The following is a 16,913-nucleotide window of genomic DNA, read 5'->3' on the forward strand; positions in this document are numbered from 1 at the left end:
GGCCGACCGGCGCGATCCCGCACCGGCCCGGTGGACCGGGGAGCGGACCTCCTTCCCCGGCGGGCGGCGCGGCGGCCGCCCCCGCACAGCACACCCCCGTTCTCCTGTGGCGGGTTCACGACGTGGTGCTGTCGTTGATGATCAAGTCCATGACCGCGCGCAGGCCCCCTGCGGCGAGGGCGGCGCGCTGCCGGTCCGCGCCGGTGCCGTGCCGCAGGAGCCGGTGGACCAGAGCCGTCACCTCGTCGGTGTCGCCGGAGGCGTCGAGGGCCGGGGCGGCGTACCGCAGGAGCCGGCACAGCACGTCGTCCGCGCGGCGCCGCCGGCCGCCGGGGTCGATCAGGGTGTCACTCAGGCCGTGGCGGGCCGCGTGCCACATGGCGGCCTGCAGCAGTTCGGGAGCGCAGTCCGGTACGGGCACTCCCGCGGCTGCTTCCCCCAGAGCGGTTTCCACGAGCGCCCGGACGATCCCGGTGAGCATGACCGCGTCGTCCACGCGCAGCTGGACGTCCGGACACCGCACCTCCACGGTGGGATACCGCTCCGAGAGACGGGCCTGCCAGTACAGCTGCCCGGTGTCCGCTATCAGACCGCATGCGAGCAGCCGGCGCACGCGCCGGTCATAGTCCGCGGCGTCGTGGAAGTACGGCGGCAGCCCGGCGACGGGCCAGCGGCTGAAGATCACGGTGCGCCAGCTGGCGAAACCGGTGTCGTGACCGTCCCACAGCGGGGAGTTCGCCGCCATCGCCGTCAGCGTCGGCAACCACGCCCGCAGCCGGTTCAGGACCTGCACGCCCGCCTCACGACCGGGCACCGCGACGTGCACGTGCATGCCGTTGACCAGCTGCTCCGCCACCAGCTGGGGAGCCTGCGCGAGCATGGTCCGGTAACGGGGCCGGTCGACGACGGCCACCGGACACGCGTCGCGCAAGGGCGGTGTCGCGCAGGCCGCGATCCGGCAGCCGTGCGCCTCGGCGGCCGTCCCGAGGGCGTGCCGCAGGCGCAGCAGGTGTCCTCCGACCTCCTCCAGGCCGACGCACACCGGGGTGGCCACCTCCAGCTGCGCCTGCAGCAGCTCGAACTGCACCTCCTGGCCGCCCACGAGGTCCGTCAGGCCCGCCGACACGCGCACCTTCTCCGCCTGCGGTACCGGAAGACCCAGAACGGGATCGGCCAGCAGGTACTCCTCTTCCACCCCGATGGTCGTCATCGGCGGTCCCCTGTTCCGCCCGATGCCGCGATCCGGCTCGCGATGACCTGCCTGACACCCATCACGGCGATGACCACCTCCACGGAGGCACGCGTTGTCGGGGGCATCCGAGTGCCGCGGCCGGTTCGCCGCAAACTCCGCACGGCCGGGGACGGGAGGCGCGCGCCGGACCGCCTCATGCCGTCGCCCGCGGTGGCCGCGTCCGCTCCCGCCGCGCCCGGGGAACGGCGTTGTGCGGTGTGCCGGGCCGGGCCGGGGTACCCGGACCGAGCAGAAGGGCCCGGAGGACCGCAGGGACGCGCCACCGGCCCCCCTCTCCGGCGCACGAACGGGAGCGAGCCATGCCCAGGACCCTCAAGGACCAGACCGTCGAGCAGCTGGGGGGCCGCGCCAGCGTCCTGGCGCGGCAACGCCGTGACCACGAGGAGATGGACCGGCTGATGAACGAGTACCGGACCCTCGACGACGGCCCCCGGCGCGAACAGGCCCTGAAGCAGGTCGTCCAGCTGGTCTTCAGCCACGCCTTCGCGGAGGAGACCGTGCTGTGGCCGGCGGTGCGGCGCTCGGTCCCGGACGGCGAGGAACTGACCTCCCGGGTCGAGGAGGAGCACCAGCAGATCAACGGTCTCGTGGCGGACGTCGAACGCCTTCCTCCCGGCGACCCCGAGCGCGAGGACAAGGTGCGGGGGGCCTTCGCGCTGATACGGCAGGACATCAGGGACGAGGAGGACCTCCTCCTGCCCCGGCTGCAGGAGGCGATGGACCCCGTTCGGCTGCGCGCACTCGGCACCGCCTGGGAGACGGTGCGGCAGACCGCCCCCACCCACCCCCACCCCGTCGTCCCGCGGCGTCCCCCCGGCAACGCGCTCCTCGGCGTGCCGCTCAGCGTCCACGACCGCGTGCGCGACGCCCTCGGCAGCTCCGCCGCCGTGGCCAAGAAGGTGCTCGTCGGCCTGGCCGGGGCCCTCGTCGCCGCACTCGCGGCCGTCGCGGTGCAGCGCAAACGGCACTGAGGCGGCCCGCCCACCCCACCGCCGCGCACGCCCGGGGGCCGTACGCGGGGACCCCCGCGCACGGCCCCGGCCCGTCGACACGGGAGCACCCCACGACCGACCGCGACGACCACCGGCCCGCTCAGGGCGTCGCGGGGAGCGGGCCGATCGCCCCGATGAGCGACGCCACCGTCCGGGTCATCGCCTCCCGGCCCACCGTCAGGTAGCCGCGGGAGTCGACCGCCTCCGGGCGGGCGGCGAGGAACTCCCTGATCGCGCCGGTCATGGCGATGTTCAGGGCCGTGCCGACGTTGACCTTGGCGATGCCGCCCGCGACCGCCGCGGCGAGTTCCCCGTCGGGCAGGCCCGAGGAGCCGTGCAGGACGAGGGGGACGTCGAGGGCGGCGCTCAGGCGTTTGAGGAGGGCGTGGTCGAGGGCGGCCGTGCGGGTGGTCATGGCGTGGGTGGTGCCGACGGCGACGGCCAGCGCGTCCACGCCGGAGTCGGCGACGAAGGCGCGGGCCCGGCCGGGGTCGGTGCGGGCGCCCGGGGCGTGGGCGTCCAGCGGGGGCTGTCCGTCCTTGCCCCCGATCTGCCCCAGCTCCGCCTCGATCCAGAGGCCGTGGGCGTGGGCCCAGTCGGCGGCGGCCCGGGTCGCGGCGAGGTTCTCGGCGTAGGGCAGCCGGGCCGCGTCGTACATCACCGAGCCGAAGCCGGCGTCGGGCGCCTGGCGCAGCAGGGCGTCGCTGTGGACGTGGTCGAGGTGCAGGGCGACGGGGACGGTTGCGCGTTCGGCGGCGGCGACGGCGGCGCGGGCGAGCGGCAGCAGCCGGCCGTAGCGGAACCTGACGGCGTTCTCGCTGACCTGGAGCACGACGGGGGCGTGCACCGACTCCGCGCCGGCGATGACGGCCTCGACGTGTTCGAGGGTGATGATGTTGAACGCGGCGATCGCCGAGCGGCGCGCGGTGGCGCGGGCGACGAGTTCGCCGGTGGTCGTGAGGGGCACGGCCTGTCCTTTCCGGCGGTGTCAGGGCGCGAGGACGACCGAGCGGGTGAGGTGGCGGGGGCGGTCGGGGTCGAGGCCGCGGGCCGCGGCGACGGCGACCGCGAGGCGCTGGGCGCGGACGAGTTCGGCGAGCGGGTCGAGGGTGCCCTCGATCCACAGTCCGCCGGTGTCCCGGACCTGCCGGGCCAGCCCGTCGGGGGCCGTCCCGAACATCCAGGCGGCCGTGGAACGCGTGGTGATGCTGATGGGACCGTGCCGGTACTCCATCGCCGGGTAGGCCTCCGTCCACGCCAGTGCGGCCTCGCGCATCTTCAGCGCGGCCTCGTTGGCCAGGCCGACGGTCCAGCCGCGGCCGAGGAAGGTGAGCTGGGTGCGGTCCACGAGTCCTTCGGGCAGGGGCGTGCCGAGGGCCGTCCGGGCGTCCTCGACGACCGCTTCGGTGTGCAGGCCCAGGTGGGCGCGGAGCAGGGTGAGGGCGGTGGTCGCGAACCGGGTCTGGACGACGGAGCGTTCGTCCGCGTAGTCGAGCACGACCGGCTCGTCGGCCAGCGACATCACGGGGGTGGCCGGGTCGGCGGTGACCGCGGTGGTGCGGGTGGTGCCCTTCAGCCTCCCGAGCAGGTCCAGGACCTCGGTGGTGGTGCCGGAGCGGGTCAGGGCGACGACCCGGTCGTAGGCGCGTCCGCGGGGGAACTCCGAGGCGGCGAAGGCGTCGGTCTCGCCCAGGCCCGCCGCCTCGCGCAGGCCCGCGACCGCCTGGGCCATGAAGTACGAGGTGCCGCAGCCGACGACCGCCACCCGCTCGCCGGGCGCCGGCAGCGCCGGGGCGTGCCCGGCGGCCTGCGCCGCGGCGCGGCTCCAGCACTCGGGCTGGCTGTTCAGTTCGTCCTCGACATGGGTCATGTCGCACCCCCGACCGACTCGATGATTGTTGTTGCAAGATAGATCGATTTTTCGCGCAGAATCAAGCATCCGGGGCGGAGTGGGGGTGCGTTAGGGTCGCCGCAGGACGAGGAACGGCCGGGAACGGGAGGGCGGATGTCGCGGGACGCCCGCTGGAAGGCGCTGCTGGAACTGCTCGTCGAGCGCGGCCGGCTGGACGTCGAGGAGGTGGCCGCCGAGCTGTCGGTGTCGGCCGCGACGATCCGGCGCGACTTCGACCAGCTCGCCGAGCAGCAGATGCTGGTGCGCACCCGGGGCGGCGCGGTCGTGCACGGGGTGTCGTACGAGCTGCCGCTGCGCTACAAGACCGCGCGCCGCGCCCCGGAGAAGCAGCGCATCGCGAAGGCGGTGGCGGATCTCGTCGCGCCGGGCGAGGCGGTCGGGCTGACCGGCGGCACGACCACCACGGAGGTGGCGCGGGCGCTGGCCGTGCGCGGTGATCTCGGCTCCGGCGCGCCCGCGCTGACCGTGGTGACGAACGCGCTCAACATCGCCAACGAGCTCGCCGTACGGCCGCAGTTCAAGATCGTGGTGACCGGCGGGGTGGCGCGGGCCCAGTCGTACGAGCTCATCGGGCCGCTCGCGGACGGGGTGCTGGACCAGATCACCCTCGACGTGGCGGTGCTCGGCGTCGTCGCCTTCGACGTCGCGCACGGCGCCGCGGCCCACGACGAGGCGGAGGCCGCGATCAACCGGCTGCTGTGCGAGCGGGCCGAGCGGGTGGTCGTGGCCGCCGACTCCAGCAAACTGGGCCGGCGGGCGTTCGCCCGGATCTGCGCGACCGGTTCGGTGGGCACGCTGGTGACGGACTCGGCGGCGGATCCCGGGACGGTGCGCCGGTTCGAGGAGGCGGGGGTGCGGGTCGTCGTCGTCTGAGCCGCCGCGCTGCCGGTGCGGCCGGACCCGCCTAAGCTGGCGGGTGAGGCGCGCCGGGCCAGGGAGGCTGCGATGGGCGGGACCGCCGGGGAACGGGACACGTCCGGGGCGCGGCGGTACGTGCCGATCGCCGACCACGGGCTGATCGGCGACCTGCGCACCGTGGCCCTGGTGGGCACCGACGGCACCATCGACTGGTACTGCTGCCCGGCCTTCGACTCGCCGAGCGTCTTCGCCTCCGTCCTGGACGCGGAGCGCGGCGGCCGCTTCGAGCTGGCGGCGGCCGTGCCGGCGCGCACCAAGCAGTTCTACTTCCCCGACACCAACGTCCTGATCACCCGGTTCTTCACCGAGGACGGCGTCGGCGAGGTGCAGGACTTCATGCCCGTGGCCGGCGAACCGGCCGCGGAGGGGCGGCACCGGCTGATCCGTCGGGTGCTGTGCGTGCGCGGCTCCCTCCCGTTCCGGACGCGGGTGGCGCCGCGGTTCGGGTACGGCGCCCGGCCGCACACCCTGGAACTGACCGGGGACGTCGCGGTCTTCGACTCCCGGGACCTGTCCCTCGCGCTCACCGCGACCGTCCCGCTGGAGGCCGACGGGGCGGACGTGCGGGCCGACTTCAAGCTGGCCGAGGGCGACACGGCGGTGTTCGCCCTGGACCGGATCTGCGGTGACGTGTCCCCGAGCCGGTGCGAGTGCGGGGAGGCGGAGAGGCAGTTCGGCGCGACGGTGCGGTACTGGAGGCGGTGGCTCTCCTCCTCGCGCTACCGGGGTCGCTGGCGGGAGATGGTGCACCGCTCCGCCCTCACCCTGAAGCTGCTCACCTACGCGCCGACCGGGGCGATCGTGGCGGCGCCGACGACCAGCCTGCCCGAGGAGTTCGGCGGGGAGCGCAACTGGGACTACCGGTACGTGTGGGTGCGCGACGCGGCCTTCTGCGTGTACGCGCTGCTGCGGCTGGGCTTCACCGAGGAGGCCGAGGCGTTCATGGGCTTCGTGTCCCGGCACGTCAGCCCGGGCGACGGCAAGCCGTCCGGCCCCCTGCAGATCATGTACGGCATCGACGGCCGCACCGATCTGCCCGAGCGCGAACTCGGCCACCTGGAGGGCCACAACGGCTCGGCGCCGGTACGCGTCGGCAACGCCGCGGCCGACCAGCTGCAACTGGACATCTACGGCGCGCTGGTCGACTCGATCTACCTGTACGACAAGTGGGCCGAGCCCGTCTCCAGCGAGCAGTGGGACCATGTGTGCGCGCTGGTGGACTGGGTGTGCGCGCACTGGGACCAGCCCGACGAGGGGATCTGGGAGACCCGCGGCGGGCGCAAGAACTTCCTCTACTCGCACCTGATGTGCTGGGTGGCGATCGAGCGGGGCATCCGCATGGCCAACCGGCGCGGCCTGCCCGCCGACCTGCCGCGCTGGCAGGCGAGCCGCGACACCGTCTACCGCAGGATCATGAGCCGCGGCTGGTCCGAGGCGCGCCGGGCCTTCGTGCAGCACGAGGGCGGGGACGTGCTGGACGCGGCGGTGCTGATGATGCCGCTGTCGAAGTTCATCGCGCCGACCGACCCGAAGTGGCTGTCCACGCTCGACTCGCTCACCGAGGACCTGGTGTCCGACTCGCTGGTCTACCGCTACGACCCGCGGTCGAGCCCCGACGGGCTGCGCGGCGACGAGGGGACGTTCTCCATCTGCTCGTTCTGGTACGTCGAGGCGCTGACCCGGGCCGGCCGGCTCGACGACGCGCGCCTCGCCTTCGAGAAGATGCTCACGTACGCCAACCACCTCGGCCTGTACGCCGAGGAGATCGGCTGCACCGGGGAGCAGCAGGGCAACTTCCCGCAGGCGTTCACGCATCTCTCCCTGATCAGCGCCGCGTTCAACCTCGACCGCGCCCTGGGCTGACGCTCAGTGGCCGTGGCCGTCGGAGTGCTCCGGCGCGCCGTCGCCCGGGGTGCGCGTGTCCGCCTCCGCTCCGGCCCGGACCGTGAACGCCGCCGTGCGCACGACGCCGTCGTGCTTGAAGTCCAGGAACAGCCGGTAGGTGCCGCTGCTGGGCGCGGTGGCGGTGAACGAGACGGCCGGGCCGGGCTCGGTCGCGCCGTCGCCGGGCTCGCCGTGGGGGTGGACGTGCAGGTAGGCGAGGTCTCCGGAGCGCAGGGCGACCAGGTGGCCGTAGGCGCCGAGGTAGGGCTGGAGGTCGGTGACCGGCTCGCCGTCGCGGGAGACGGTCAGGCGCAGTTCGCCCGCCCGGCCCGGGCGCAGGGCGCCGGTCAGTTCGACCTCGTAGCCGTCGACGCGTGCCGTGCCGCCGGGTTCGGGGAGCTCCTGCGGACGGTAGGGGCCGGAGGCGGCGAGGTCCGCGCCGAGGGTGAGGTTCCGCGCGCCCTTCCGCGCCGGGGTGAAGTCGGCGAAGACCCGGTAGTCGCCGGCCCGGGGCAGCTCGACGGGGGTGGTCCAGGTGCCGTCGGCGGCGCGGGCCGGGTGCAGGTGGCGGTAGGTGAGCAGGTCGCGTGAGGCCACGATGAGGTGGAGTTCCTTGTCGTGCTCGCGGCGGTACCGGGTGACGGGCCGCCCCTCGTCGTCCCGGACGGTGAAGCGCAGTTCGGTGCGGTCCGAGGCGGTCACGTGCGGGGTCTCCAGGTCGAGGGTGTAGCCGCTCTCGGAGATCTGGAGCCCGCCGGCGGGGGTGGTCCCGTGCCCGGCGTGGCCGCCGGCCTCCTCGCCGGCCGATGGCGTCGGGGTGTGCCGCCCGTCGTGCGCGGGCGCACGGTCCGCGACGACCGGGTCGAGCCCCTGGCCGACGCCGTAGGCCGTGCCGAAGGTGGCGGCCAGGGCGGCGGCGAACGCGGTGATCCTCAGTCCGGTGTTCATGGCCGTCTCTCCTCGGGGAACGGGGCCTCCGGCTCACTCGAGCCGGTTTCCATGCAGCTCACCATACCCCCTGGGGGTAATGAGTCAAGTCGCTCGCACGGTTGCGCCGCATACGGCCCAGGGGTATACATGGAGCCCGGGGGCGGATACCCCCTCCCCGTATGCGTCACCGGCCGTCGAGCAGTGTCCCGGCCGGTCCCTTCGACCAGGAGCACCCATGACCGTCCGTACAGCCGGCGCCGAGGTGGAGCTCGCCATCGGCGGGATGACCTGCGCCTCGTGCGCCGCGCGGATCGAGAAGAAGCTCAACCGGATGGACGGGGTCACCGCCACCGTCAACTACGCCACCGAGAAGGCACGGGTCAGCTACGGCGACGGGGTCACCGTCGACGACCTGATCGCCACCGTCGAGGCCACCGGCTACACGGCTCAGGAGCCCGCGCCGCCCGGGCGGTCCGACGAGCCGGCCCGGGAGGACGGCGCCGGGCCCGACGAACTCCGGCCGCTCAGGCAGCGGTTGGTCACGGCCGTGGTGCTGTCCGTCCCGGTCGTGGCGATGGCGATGGTGCCGGCGCTGCAGTTCGAGTACTGGCAGTGGCTGTCGCTGACGCTGGCGGCACCGGTCGTGACGTACGCGGCGTGGCCCTTCCACCGGGCGGCGTTCACCAACGCGCGGCACGGTGCGGCCACCATGGACACGCTGATCTCGGTCGGCACCTCGGCGGCGTTCCTGTGGTCGCTGTGGGCGCTGTTCCTCGGCAGCGCGGGCACCCCGGGCATGACGCACCCCTTCGAGCCGACCATCACCCGCTCGGACGGCGCCGGGAACATCTACCTGGAGGCCGCCGCGGGTGTCACCGCCTTCGTCCTGGCCGGCCGCTACTTCGAGGCGCGCGCCAAGCGGAAGGCCGGTGCCGCCCTGCGGGCGCTGCTGGAGCTGGGCGCGAAGGACGTCACCGTGCTGCGCGCCGACGGGCGGGAGGAGACCGTCCCGGTGGCCGCGCTGACGGTCGGCGACCGTTTCCTGGTCCGGCCGGGCGAGAAGATCGCCACCGACGGGACCGTGGTCGAGGGCACCTCGGCCGTCGACGCCTCGATGCTCACCGGCGAGTCCGTGCCGGTCGAGGTCGGCGTGGGGGACGCGGTCACCGGGGCCACGGTCAACGCCGGCGGGCGGCTCGTCGTCCGGGCCGTCCGGGTCGGCGCGGACACCCAGCTCGCGCGGATGGCGAAGCTGGTCGAGGACGCGCAGAACGGCAAGGCCGCCGCCCAGCGGCTCGCCGACCGCATCTCCGCCGTCTTCGTGCCGGTCGTCATCGCCCTGGCGCTGGGCACCCTGGGCTTCTGGCTGGGCAACGGCGCCGGGCTGACGGCCGCCTTCACCGCCGCCGTGGCGGTCCTGATCATCGCCTGCCCCTGCGCCCTCGGGCTCGCCACCCCCACCGCGCTGATGGTCGGCACCGGACGCGGCGCCCAGCTCGGCATCCTCATCAAGGGCCCGGAGGTGCTGGAGTCCACCCGCCGGGTCGACACCGTCGTGCTGGACAAGACCGGCACCGTCACCACCGGACGCATGACCCTGCTGGCCGTGCACACCACCGACGGGACCGACGAGGCGGAGGCGCTGCGGCTGGCCGGAGCGCTGGAACACTCCTCGGAGCACCCGATCGCCCGTGCCGTGGCCGACGGCGCACGGGAGAGGACGGGCGCGCTGCCCACGCCGGAGGACTTCGCCAACGTGCCCGGGCTCGGCGTCCAGGGGGTCGTGGACGGTCACGCGGTTCTCGTCGGACGGCGGCGGCTGCTGGCCGAGTGGGCGCTCGAGGTGCCGCGGGACCTGGCCCGGGCCGTGGACGCGGCCGAGGCGGCCGGCCGTACGGCGGTCCTGGTCGCCTGGGACGGTGCGGCCCGCGCGGTGCTCGAGATCGCCGACGCCGTCAAGGAGACCAGTCCCGAGGCGATCCGGCGGCTGCGCGCGCTCGGTCTGCGACCCGTCCTGCTGACCGGGGACAACGAGGCGGTGGCCCGGTCCGTCGCCCACGAGGTCGGTATCGCGCCGGAGGACGTCGTCGCCGAGGTACTGCCGCAGGACAAGGTGGAGGTGATCGAGCGGCTCCAGGCGCAGGGCCGTTCGGTCGCCATGGTCGGCGACGGGGTCAACGACGCCGCCGCGCTCGCCCGGGCCGACCTCGGGCTGGCCATGGGCACCGGCACCGACGCGGCGATCGAGGCCGGCGACCTCACCCTCGTCCGGGGCGACCTGCGGGCCGCCGCCGACGCCGTCCGGCTGGCCCGCAGGACCCTCGGCACCATCAGGTCCAACCTGTTCTGGGCCTTCGCCTACAACGTCGCCGCGCTCCCGCTCGCCGCGGCCGGACTGCTCGACCCGATGATCGCCGGAGCCGCGATGGCGTTCTCCTCGGTCTTCGTGGTCGGCAACTCCCTGCGTCTGCGCGCCTTCCGGGCCGCCTGACCCCCAGGGAGCCGACCGCCCCGGCCCGGTGCCGGGGCGGTCGGCTCCCCCGTGTGGAGCGTGCGTACCGTGGGCACCTGGTGATTCCCGCGCCACGGTGCGGGAACGCCAGGCGCGGGCCCGCACCCGGGCCCTGCCCCACGATGTCACCGCGGGAGAGACGAGATGAGCGAGCCGACCAGTACCGACCAGGGCGTCACCCGTCCGCTCACGGCGCCCGTACCGCCCGCCGACGGGCTGCGCAGAGTCGCCTCGGCCGTGCTCGGCGACCTCAGGGCCGTGGACGGCGCCCTGTACGCGGCGGTGGCCGCCACGCCCACGCCGACCCTCGACCGGGCCCTGCGCCGGCTCTCCCACGCGGCCGACCACTCCAAGATCTCGTTCGCCATCGCCGGGGCCCTCGCGCTGGGCGGGCCGCGGCCGCGCCGGGCGGCGCTCGCCGGGGTCGGGGCCGTCGCCGTGGCCTCGGCGTCGGCCAACCTGCTGGGCAAGCGCCTGGTCCGCCGGGACCGGCCGGACCGGGAGGCGGCCCGGGTGACCGTGGACCGGCACGTGCCGATGCCGACGTCGGCGTCCTTCCCGTCCGGGCACACCGCCTCGGCGGTCGCGTTCGCCACCGCCGTCGGGACGGTGCTGCCCGCCGCGTCGGTGCCGCTCGGCGCGCTGGCGGGCGCGGTCGGCTACTCCCGCGTCCACACGGGCGTGCACTACCCCGGTGACGTGGCCGCCGGCGCGGTCCTGGGCATCGCCAGCGCCGCCACCGCCCTGGCCGTGGCGGCGGCCCGCCTTCCGGCCTCCTACGGATTCGGCCGGACGCTGCGGTCCCGGCGGCGGTGACCGGCGGCCGTGACGCGGGGCGGTGACCGCGGTGGGCGGCCCTCCGTCCGCGGCCGGGGCGGGCGACCGCGACCCGCGCCCCGCTGCGGTGGCGGGCGGCCGCAGGACGGACGGGCGCCGGCTCCCGCGGGGCGGCCGGGTGTCACGCGTCGCCGTACGGCACCGTGGCTCCCGGCAGCGCGTACTCGTCCCGCCGTCCGCACATGCCGAAACCGCCGAGGCGGCTGGGTTCCGCCCGGTACGCCGTCGCCTCGCCGAGGTGGGCGGGGTCGCCGGCGGCCAGCGCGTCCAGCTGGGCGCCCGTGCGTTCGGCGGCGGCCGGCGCGCCGGCCCGCCACAGCTCCCGCCACGCCGGCACCCGGTCGCGCACCAGCCGGGCGGCGGCCCGCTGGAACGCCCGGTACGGGCCGGCGTCCCCGGCGACGAGCGCCTCGCACAGGCCGAGGCAGCCCTCGACGGCGAGGTCCCGGCGGCGGCGCGCGGCCGCCTCCGTCTCCGGTCCGGTGCCCGGCGGGAGCGTCGCGGCGGCGGCGTAGCGGCCGGGGTCGGCCAGCACCCCGGGCGGGAAGGTGAACACGGCGTCCCCGGCCTCGGGCAGGCCGCTGTTCTGCATCAGCACGGTGACCCGCAGACCGTCGCCCTGCACCATCCGGTGCACCGTGCCGGGCGTGAACCAGGCGACCGTGCCCGGCCGCAGCGGGATGTCCCGGTGGCCGTCGGGGCTCAGCGTCTGCACGGCGCCGCGGCCGCCGGTGACGACGTACGCCTCCGTGCACACCAGGTGCAGGTGCGGGCTGCCGCCGCACAGCCCGTCGGCGGCCTCCCCGTCGTAGGGGCTCAGGTGCGACAGCCCGACCGCGCCGGGCAGCGGGGCGCCGGACGCGGGGCCGCTCACCACGGCACGCCCGCCAGATGGGCGCCGACCCGGTCCCGGTCCCAGGCGCCGTCCGCCACGACGATCCGGTAGCGGTAGGCGAAGGACCCGCCCGGCGGCAGCGCGAACTCCTCGAAGAACGCCCAGGAGAACGCGACCGACGGGATCGGCTCCGCGCGGACGAACCAGTGCGAGGCGTGGACGGCGCTCCGTTCGTCGAGGTTCTCCGGCGCGTGGGCGAAGACGAGCGTGGAGTGGCCGTCGTACTCGTCGTGTTCGGCGGTGAAGGCGAGCCAGGGGCTCTGGGTGCCCATGAGGTGCGCGGCGTCCGCGTCGGAGTCCGGGGCGAGGACCGTGCCGCCGGTGAAGTCGCGCGGGCCGCGCCACTGGAGCCCGGTGTAGCCGGCCATCTCCCGGCCGGCGGTGGTCGGGGAGCCGAACTCCAGCGGTGTGTCCCGCAGGTTGGTGAGCCGGATCGACCAGTCCAGCACCCAGGCGCCGGCCTCCTCGTCGACCGAGTGGACGCTCAGGCCCCGTTCCTCCCGGGCCCACTCGGCGCCGCCGTTCGCGACCCAGGTGAGGTCCTCGGTGCAGTCGAAGCGGTCGTCCCCGGCCCGGAACGCGGAGAAGCCCTCGTGCCGCATCGAACCGACGCGTTCGGGCAGCGGGAGGTAACCCCGGCCGTGCACGTAGGAGTTGCCGCCCCAGAAGTTCTGCCCGGACAGGTGACTGGCCGTCATCTGCAGTCCCTTGTGCCAGCGGTGGTCGTTCGGGCGGTACCCGGTCACCGTGCGGCCGGCCAGGGTCCGCACCGGATGGGCGTACGGCTTGCGGGACTCGAACGGATCGGGGTCGGGGCGGTAGACGTAGCGGAGGATCTCCGTGCCGCCCGCGGCCGTGACCGTGACGGCCTCGCCGTGGGTGTGGGTGACGCGGACGCTCATGCCTGCTCCTCGGGTGCCCAGCCGGGGTGGCCGCCGTGCATGGCCTCGTGGAAGGGATCGCCGGGGGCGATCTCACCGGCCCGCACCGGCCGGCCGGTGAACGCCGCCTTGTACAGGGCGGCGGCGAACTCCAGGGTGTCGCGGGCCTGCCGGCCGCTTCCCGGGGGTCTGACGCCGGCGTCGAGGGCGTCGAGGAGGGCGCCCAGCTGGGCCGTGTGCGAGCTGGGGACGTCGTGCGCCGGGGTGCGCCAGGCGGCGGCGCGCCCGGCGGGGACGTGCCGGGCCGGGGTGTAGGACCAGTCGTCGTTTCCGTGCCCGTAGAGGTGGGTGAGTTCGACCGTCGCGTCGGCGCAGTCGACGCGGATGCGGCTCACCTCGTCCGGCGAGAGCACGCTGTTGACGACGGTCGCCAGCGCCCCGTTGCGAAAGCGCACCAGGGCGGTGGAGACGTCCTCGCTCTCGGTGGCGTGGACCAGGCGCGCCGCCATCGCCCGCACCTCGTCCCACTCGCCGAGCAGGTGCAGCAGCAGGTCGTACTGGTGGATGCCGTGCCCCATCGTCGGCCCGCCGCCCTCGGTGGCCCACCGCCCGCGCCAGGGCACGGCGTAGTAGGCGGCGTCCCGGTGCCAGGTGGTCTGGCAGTGCGCGACCAGCGGGGCGCCCAGCTCGCCGCTCGCGATCAGCTCGCGGGCGTGCACGGCGCCGGAGCCGTAGCGGTGCTGGAAGACCACGGACGCGTACGCGCCCGACGCCTCCTCGGCGGCCGCGATCTCGTCGTACTCGGCGAGCGACAGGCACAGCGGCTTCTCGCACAGCACCCAGGCACCCGCCTCGAGCGCGGCCACCGTCTGCTCCCGGTGCAGCGACGGCGGCGTCCCGATCAGCACCAGGTCCGGGCGTACGGCGTCCAGCATCGCGCCCACCGAGGTGAAGGCGGCGACGTGTTCCCCGGCCTCGGCGCGGAAGGCGTCGAGCCGTTCCCGGTCCACGTCGACGGCCGCCACCAGTTCGGTCCGGTCGGCGTGGGCGCGCAGCGCGGGCAGATGGCCGCCGCTGACGATGGCGCCGGTGCCGATGACGGCGACGCGACGGCGGACGGGGGGCAAGGACATGCGGCGCTCCTGGGACGTTCGGCGGACACATTTGGAAAGCGCTTTCTCCAGCCGTCGACCCTAGGCCCGGGCAGGGCGGGGGACAACCCCGCGCGCCGGGGCGAGGACGCGCGACGCCCCGGCTGCGCGCCCGCCTCGGACCTGTGGCCGCCTGTTCCTACGCCCGCGCCCCGCCGCCCGAGCGCGGTCCGCCGGACCGCCCGCCGTCCCGCCCGAGGAACCGGTACCGGCGCTCCGGCCGCCCGGCCGCCCCGTACCGCAGCGACACCTCCGCGCAGCCGGCGGTGTGGAAGTACTCCAGGTAACGGCGGGCGCTGACCCGGGAGACCCCGGTCAGCCGGGCGCACTCGGTGGCCGACAGGGTGCCCTCGGTCTCGCGCAGGGTGCGCTCGATCAGCTCGGCGGTCTCCGCGCTCATGCCCTTGGGCAGCACGGGGGACGCCGGAGCCGCCGCCCCGGCCAGGACGCGGTCCACGTCGGCCTGGCCGCGGACGACCGCCCCGAGCAGCCGGCCCCGCTGCACGGCGTAGCGCTCCAGCCGGCCCCGCAGGTCCTCGAACTCGAACGGCTTGAGCAGGTAGTCGACGACCCCGTGGCGGACCGCGCCGCGCACCGCGTCCGCCTCCCGGGCGGCGCTGACGACCATCACGTCGCAGTCGTGCCCCGCGGTGCGCAGCCGGGGGATGACGTCGAGGCCGAAGACGTCCGGCAGGTACAGGTCGAGCAGGACCAGGTCGGGACGGAGTTCGTCCACGGCGGCGAGGGCCTGCTCACCGGTGCCGGCCACGCCGACGACCCGGAACGGTTCGAGGCGTTCGACGTAGGCGCGGTGCACCCGGGCCACCCTGAAGTCGTCGTCGACCACGAGCACGCCGATCGCGTCGGCGGTCGTGGGCGTGGGGTCCTCGCCCCGCCTGCTGGTCATCGGCCTTGCTCCTTCCGCCACCGCGTCGACGAGGTGGCCGGCGGTCGTGCGGTGCCCGTCGCCTCCGGTCGGCGCGACGGCGTGCGGCGCGGGCGCCGGAGCCGCCCATCATGGCCCTCACCTGCGGCCGGGGGAAAGAGACGTGCGCCACGCGGGGTCCGGCGAGGGGGCCCGGGGCGCCCGTTGACGCAACGAACACAACCTCCTTTGGTTGCGCAAGCGGGACAGTGCGGCGAAGCCCGGGCACCATGTGGCCCGCGTCACCCTCCCCCACAGGGCTTCGCGCAACCCCCAGACGACGACCGACAGGTGGTGGCATTCGTGCGCCTGCGCACCCCCCTCGCCCTGCTCGGGGCCGCCGTGCTCGTGCTCGTGGGCCCCCCGCTGCTCACGACCGGCGGCGGCGCCGACACCGGCACCCGGATCCCGGGCCTGCGCCTCATGGTCCCCAACACACCCGGCGGCGGCTACGACATCACGGCCCGTACGGCCGCGAAGAACGCCGAGGACGCCGGACTCACCCACGGCATCGAGGTGTTCAACCTGCCCGGGGCCGGCGGCACCGTGGGACTGAGCCGGCTGGTGAGCGAGCACGGCAACGGCAAGCTCGCCATGTCGATGGGCCTCGGCGTGGTCGGCGCCGTGCGCTCCAACGACGCGCCCAGGACCCTCGCGGACACCACCCCGATCGCCCGGCTCACCGAGGAGCAGGACGTCATCGTGGTCGGGAAGGACTCCCCGTACAGGACGATCGACGACCTGATCGGCGCGTGGCGAAAGAACCCCGGCAGGCTCCCGGTGGGCGGCGGCTCCTCCCCCGGCGGGCCGGACCACCTCGCGCCGATGCTGATGGCCCGGGCCGCCGGGATCCCCCCGAAGCAGGTCAACTACGTCCCGTTCGACGGCGGCGGCGAGCTGCTCGCCTCGATCCTCGGCGGCAAGGTCGCCTTCGGCGTCTCCGGCGTCGGCGAGTACCTCGACCAGATCAGGGCGGGCGAGCTGCGCCTGCTCGCGGTCACCGGCCCGCAGCGGGTCCCCGGGCTCGACGCGCCCACGCTCCGGGAGGCGGGCTACGACGTGAGCTTCACCAACTGGCGCGGCATCGTCGCCCCGCCCGGCCTGAGCGGCACCGAGCGCCGCAAGCTCGTGCGCCTGGTGGAGGAGCTGCACGACTCGGACGAGTGGCGGCGGTCGCTGGAGCGCAACGGCTGGGACGACGCCTTCCTGACCGGCGAGGAGTTCGGCGCGTTCCTGGACGCCGAGGACGAGCGCGTGGTCTCCGTGCTGAAGGAGCTGGGACTGTGACGACACCGGCCACCGGCCCCTCCCCCGCGTCCGCCGCCCGGCGGCGCTCCTGGCTGCGCGACCACTCCGAACTCGGGGTGTGCGTGCTGCTGCTGGCGCTGGGCGTGCTCGTCCTGACCGATGCCCTCACCCTGGACGTCGACGTCACCCAGCGCGGGCCCGTGGGCCCCAGGACCGTCCCGGTCGTCGTCGGCGCGGGACTGCTGGTCGTCGCCGCCCTGCTGGCTGTCGACGTGCTGCGCGGCGGCCGGGGGCAGGCCGGGACCGGCGAGGACGTCGACCTGTCCGAACCCGCCGACTGGCGCACGGTGCTGCTGCTGACCGGGGTGTTCCTCGGCTCGGCCGTCCTCATCGAGCCGCTGGGCTTCCCCGTCGCGGGCGCGCTGCTCTTCTGGGGCGCGGCCTTCGCCCTGGGCAGCCGCCGCTTCGACCGCGATCCGCTCATCGCGGCGGTGGTCTCCCTCCTCACCCACGCCGTGTTCGACAACCTGCTCGGAGTGCCGCTGCCCGGTGGTCCGCTGATGGGAGTGCTGTGAC

At 75.0% G+C, this 16,913-nt stretch carries 15 protein-coding genes; 7 read left to right on the forward strand and 8 right to left on the reverse strand.

Translation table 11 applies throughout. The features are described 5' to 3' along the window. Positions 1 to 115: 115 nt before the first annotated feature. Complete coding sequence (locus GL259_RS06450) at positions 116 to 1,210, reverse strand: glutamate--cysteine ligase (protein WP_159530022.1); 1,095 nt, start codon at positions 1,208 to 1,210, stop codon at positions 116 to 118. A 341-nt stretch (positions 1,211 to 1,551) separates the two neighbouring features. On the opposite strand from GL259_RS06450, the gene GL259_RS06455 reads away from it, so the two are divergent. Further along, positions 1,552 to 2,223, forward strand: coding sequence for a hemerythrin domain-containing protein (locus tag GL259_RS06455; RefSeq protein ID WP_159530024.1), 672 nt, complete (start codon positions 1,552 to 1,554; stop codon positions 2,221 to 2,223). A gap of 121 nt (positions 2,224 to 2,344) precedes the next feature. On the opposite strand, the gene GL259_RS06460 is transcribed toward GL259_RS06455, so the two are convergent. Further along, entirely contained in the window at positions 2,345 to 3,211 is an 867-nt protein-coding gene (locus tag GL259_RS06460; protein ID WP_159530026.1) for a class II fructose-bisphosphate aldolase, read from the reverse strand. Between the two features lie 21 nt (positions 3,212 to 3,232). Then, positions 3,233 to 4,114: a sugar isomerase gene (locus GL259_RS06465; protein WP_159530028.1), complete on the reverse strand. Its 882-nt coding sequence runs from the start codon at positions 4,112 to 4,114 to the stop codon at positions 3,233 to 3,235. Positions 4,115 to 4,249: 135 nt separating this feature from the next. On the opposite strand from GL259_RS06465, the gene GL259_RS06470 reads away from it, so the two are divergent. Both GL259_RS06470 and GL259_RS06475 read left to right on the forward strand, forming a co-directional pair. After that, entirely contained in the window at positions 4,250 to 5,029 is a 780-nt protein-coding gene (locus tag GL259_RS06470; RefSeq protein ID WP_159530030.1) for a DeoR/GlpR family DNA-binding transcription regulator, read from the forward strand. A gap of 72 nt (positions 5,030 to 5,101) precedes the next feature. Beyond that, positions 5,102 to 6,937 carry a glycoside hydrolase family 15 protein gene (locus GL259_RS06475; RefSeq protein ID WP_159530032.1) on the forward strand — a complete coding sequence of 612 codons (1,836 nt, stop codon included), beginning with the start codon at positions 5,102 to 5,104 and terminating at the stop codon, positions 6,935 to 6,937. 3 nt (positions 6,938 to 6,940) lie between these two features. Here GL259_RS06475 and GL259_RS06480 read toward each other — a convergent pair whose 3' ends face one another. After that, a complete protein-coding gene (locus GL259_RS06480) occupies positions 6,941 to 7,906 on the reverse strand; it encodes a hypothetical protein (protein WP_159530034.1) in 966 nt (321 codons plus the stop codon). 217 nt (positions 7,907 to 8,123) lie between these two features. Here GL259_RS06480 and GL259_RS06485 point away from each other — a divergent pair, with 217 nt between their 5' ends. Both GL259_RS06485 and GL259_RS06490 read left to right on the forward strand, forming a co-directional pair. Next, positions 8,124 to 10,379: a heavy metal translocating P-type ATPase gene (locus tag GL259_RS06485; protein ID WP_159530036.1), complete on the forward strand. Its 2,256-nt coding sequence runs from the start codon at positions 8,124 to 8,126 to the stop codon at positions 10,377 to 10,379. A gap of 165 nt (positions 10,380 to 10,544) precedes the next feature. Beyond that, complete coding sequence (locus GL259_RS06490) at positions 10,545 to 11,216, forward strand: phosphatase PAP2 family protein (protein ID WP_159530038.1); 672 nt, start codon at positions 10,545 to 10,547, stop codon at positions 11,214 to 11,216. A gap of 142 nt (positions 11,217 to 11,358) precedes the next feature. On the opposite strand, the gene GL259_RS06495 is transcribed toward GL259_RS06490, so the two are convergent. The 4 genes from GL259_RS06495 to GL259_RS06510 form a co-directional block, all read right to left on the reverse strand. Next, the gene (locus GL259_RS06495) at positions 11,359 to 12,114 is read right to left on the reverse strand and encodes a cupin (RefSeq protein WP_159530040.1); all 756 of its coding nucleotides are present in this window, start codon (positions 12,112 to 12,114) and stop codon (positions 11,359 to 11,361) included. Further along, positions 12,108 to 13,034: a PmoA family protein gene (locus GL259_RS06500; protein WP_159530042.1), complete on the reverse strand. Its 927-nt coding sequence runs from the start codon at positions 13,032 to 13,034 to the stop codon at positions 12,108 to 12,110. The genes GL259_RS06495 and GL259_RS06500 overlap by 7 nt, the downstream gene beginning before the upstream one ends. Next, the gene (locus GL259_RS06505; protein WP_159530044.1) at positions 13,031 to 14,146 is read right to left on the reverse strand and encodes a Gfo/Idh/MocA family oxidoreductase; all 1,116 of its coding nucleotides are present in this window, start codon (positions 14,144 to 14,146) and stop codon (positions 13,031 to 13,033) included. The genes GL259_RS06500 and GL259_RS06505 overlap by 4 nt, the downstream gene beginning before the upstream one ends. A gap of 157 nt (positions 14,147 to 14,303) precedes the next feature. Next, positions 14,304 to 15,071: a response regulator gene (locus tag GL259_RS06510; RefSeq protein ID WP_159530046.1), complete on the reverse strand. Its 768-nt coding sequence runs from the start codon at positions 15,069 to 15,071 to the stop codon at positions 14,304 to 14,306. 321 nt (positions 15,072 to 15,392) lie between these two features. On the opposite strand from GL259_RS06510, the gene GL259_RS06515 reads away from it, so the two are divergent. Further along, complete coding sequence (locus GL259_RS06515; RefSeq protein WP_166461626.1) at positions 15,393 to 16,376, forward strand: tripartite tricarboxylate transporter substrate binding protein; 984 nt, start codon at positions 15,393 to 15,395, stop codon at positions 16,374 to 16,376. Then, on the forward strand, positions 16,373 to 16,912 hold the full coding sequence (locus GL259_RS06520) for a tripartite tricarboxylate transporter TctB family protein (RefSeq protein ID WP_159530050.1): 540 nt from the start codon (positions 16,373 to 16,375) through the stop codon (positions 16,910 to 16,912). The genes GL259_RS06515 and GL259_RS06520 overlap by 4 nt, the downstream gene beginning before the upstream one ends. The last annotated feature ends 1 nt before the right edge of the window (position 16,913 follow it).

Source organism: Streptomyces sp. Tu 3180, assembly GCF_009852415.1.
Classification (GTDB): Bacteria; Actinomycetota; Actinomycetes; order Streptomycetales; family Streptomycetaceae; genus Streptomyces.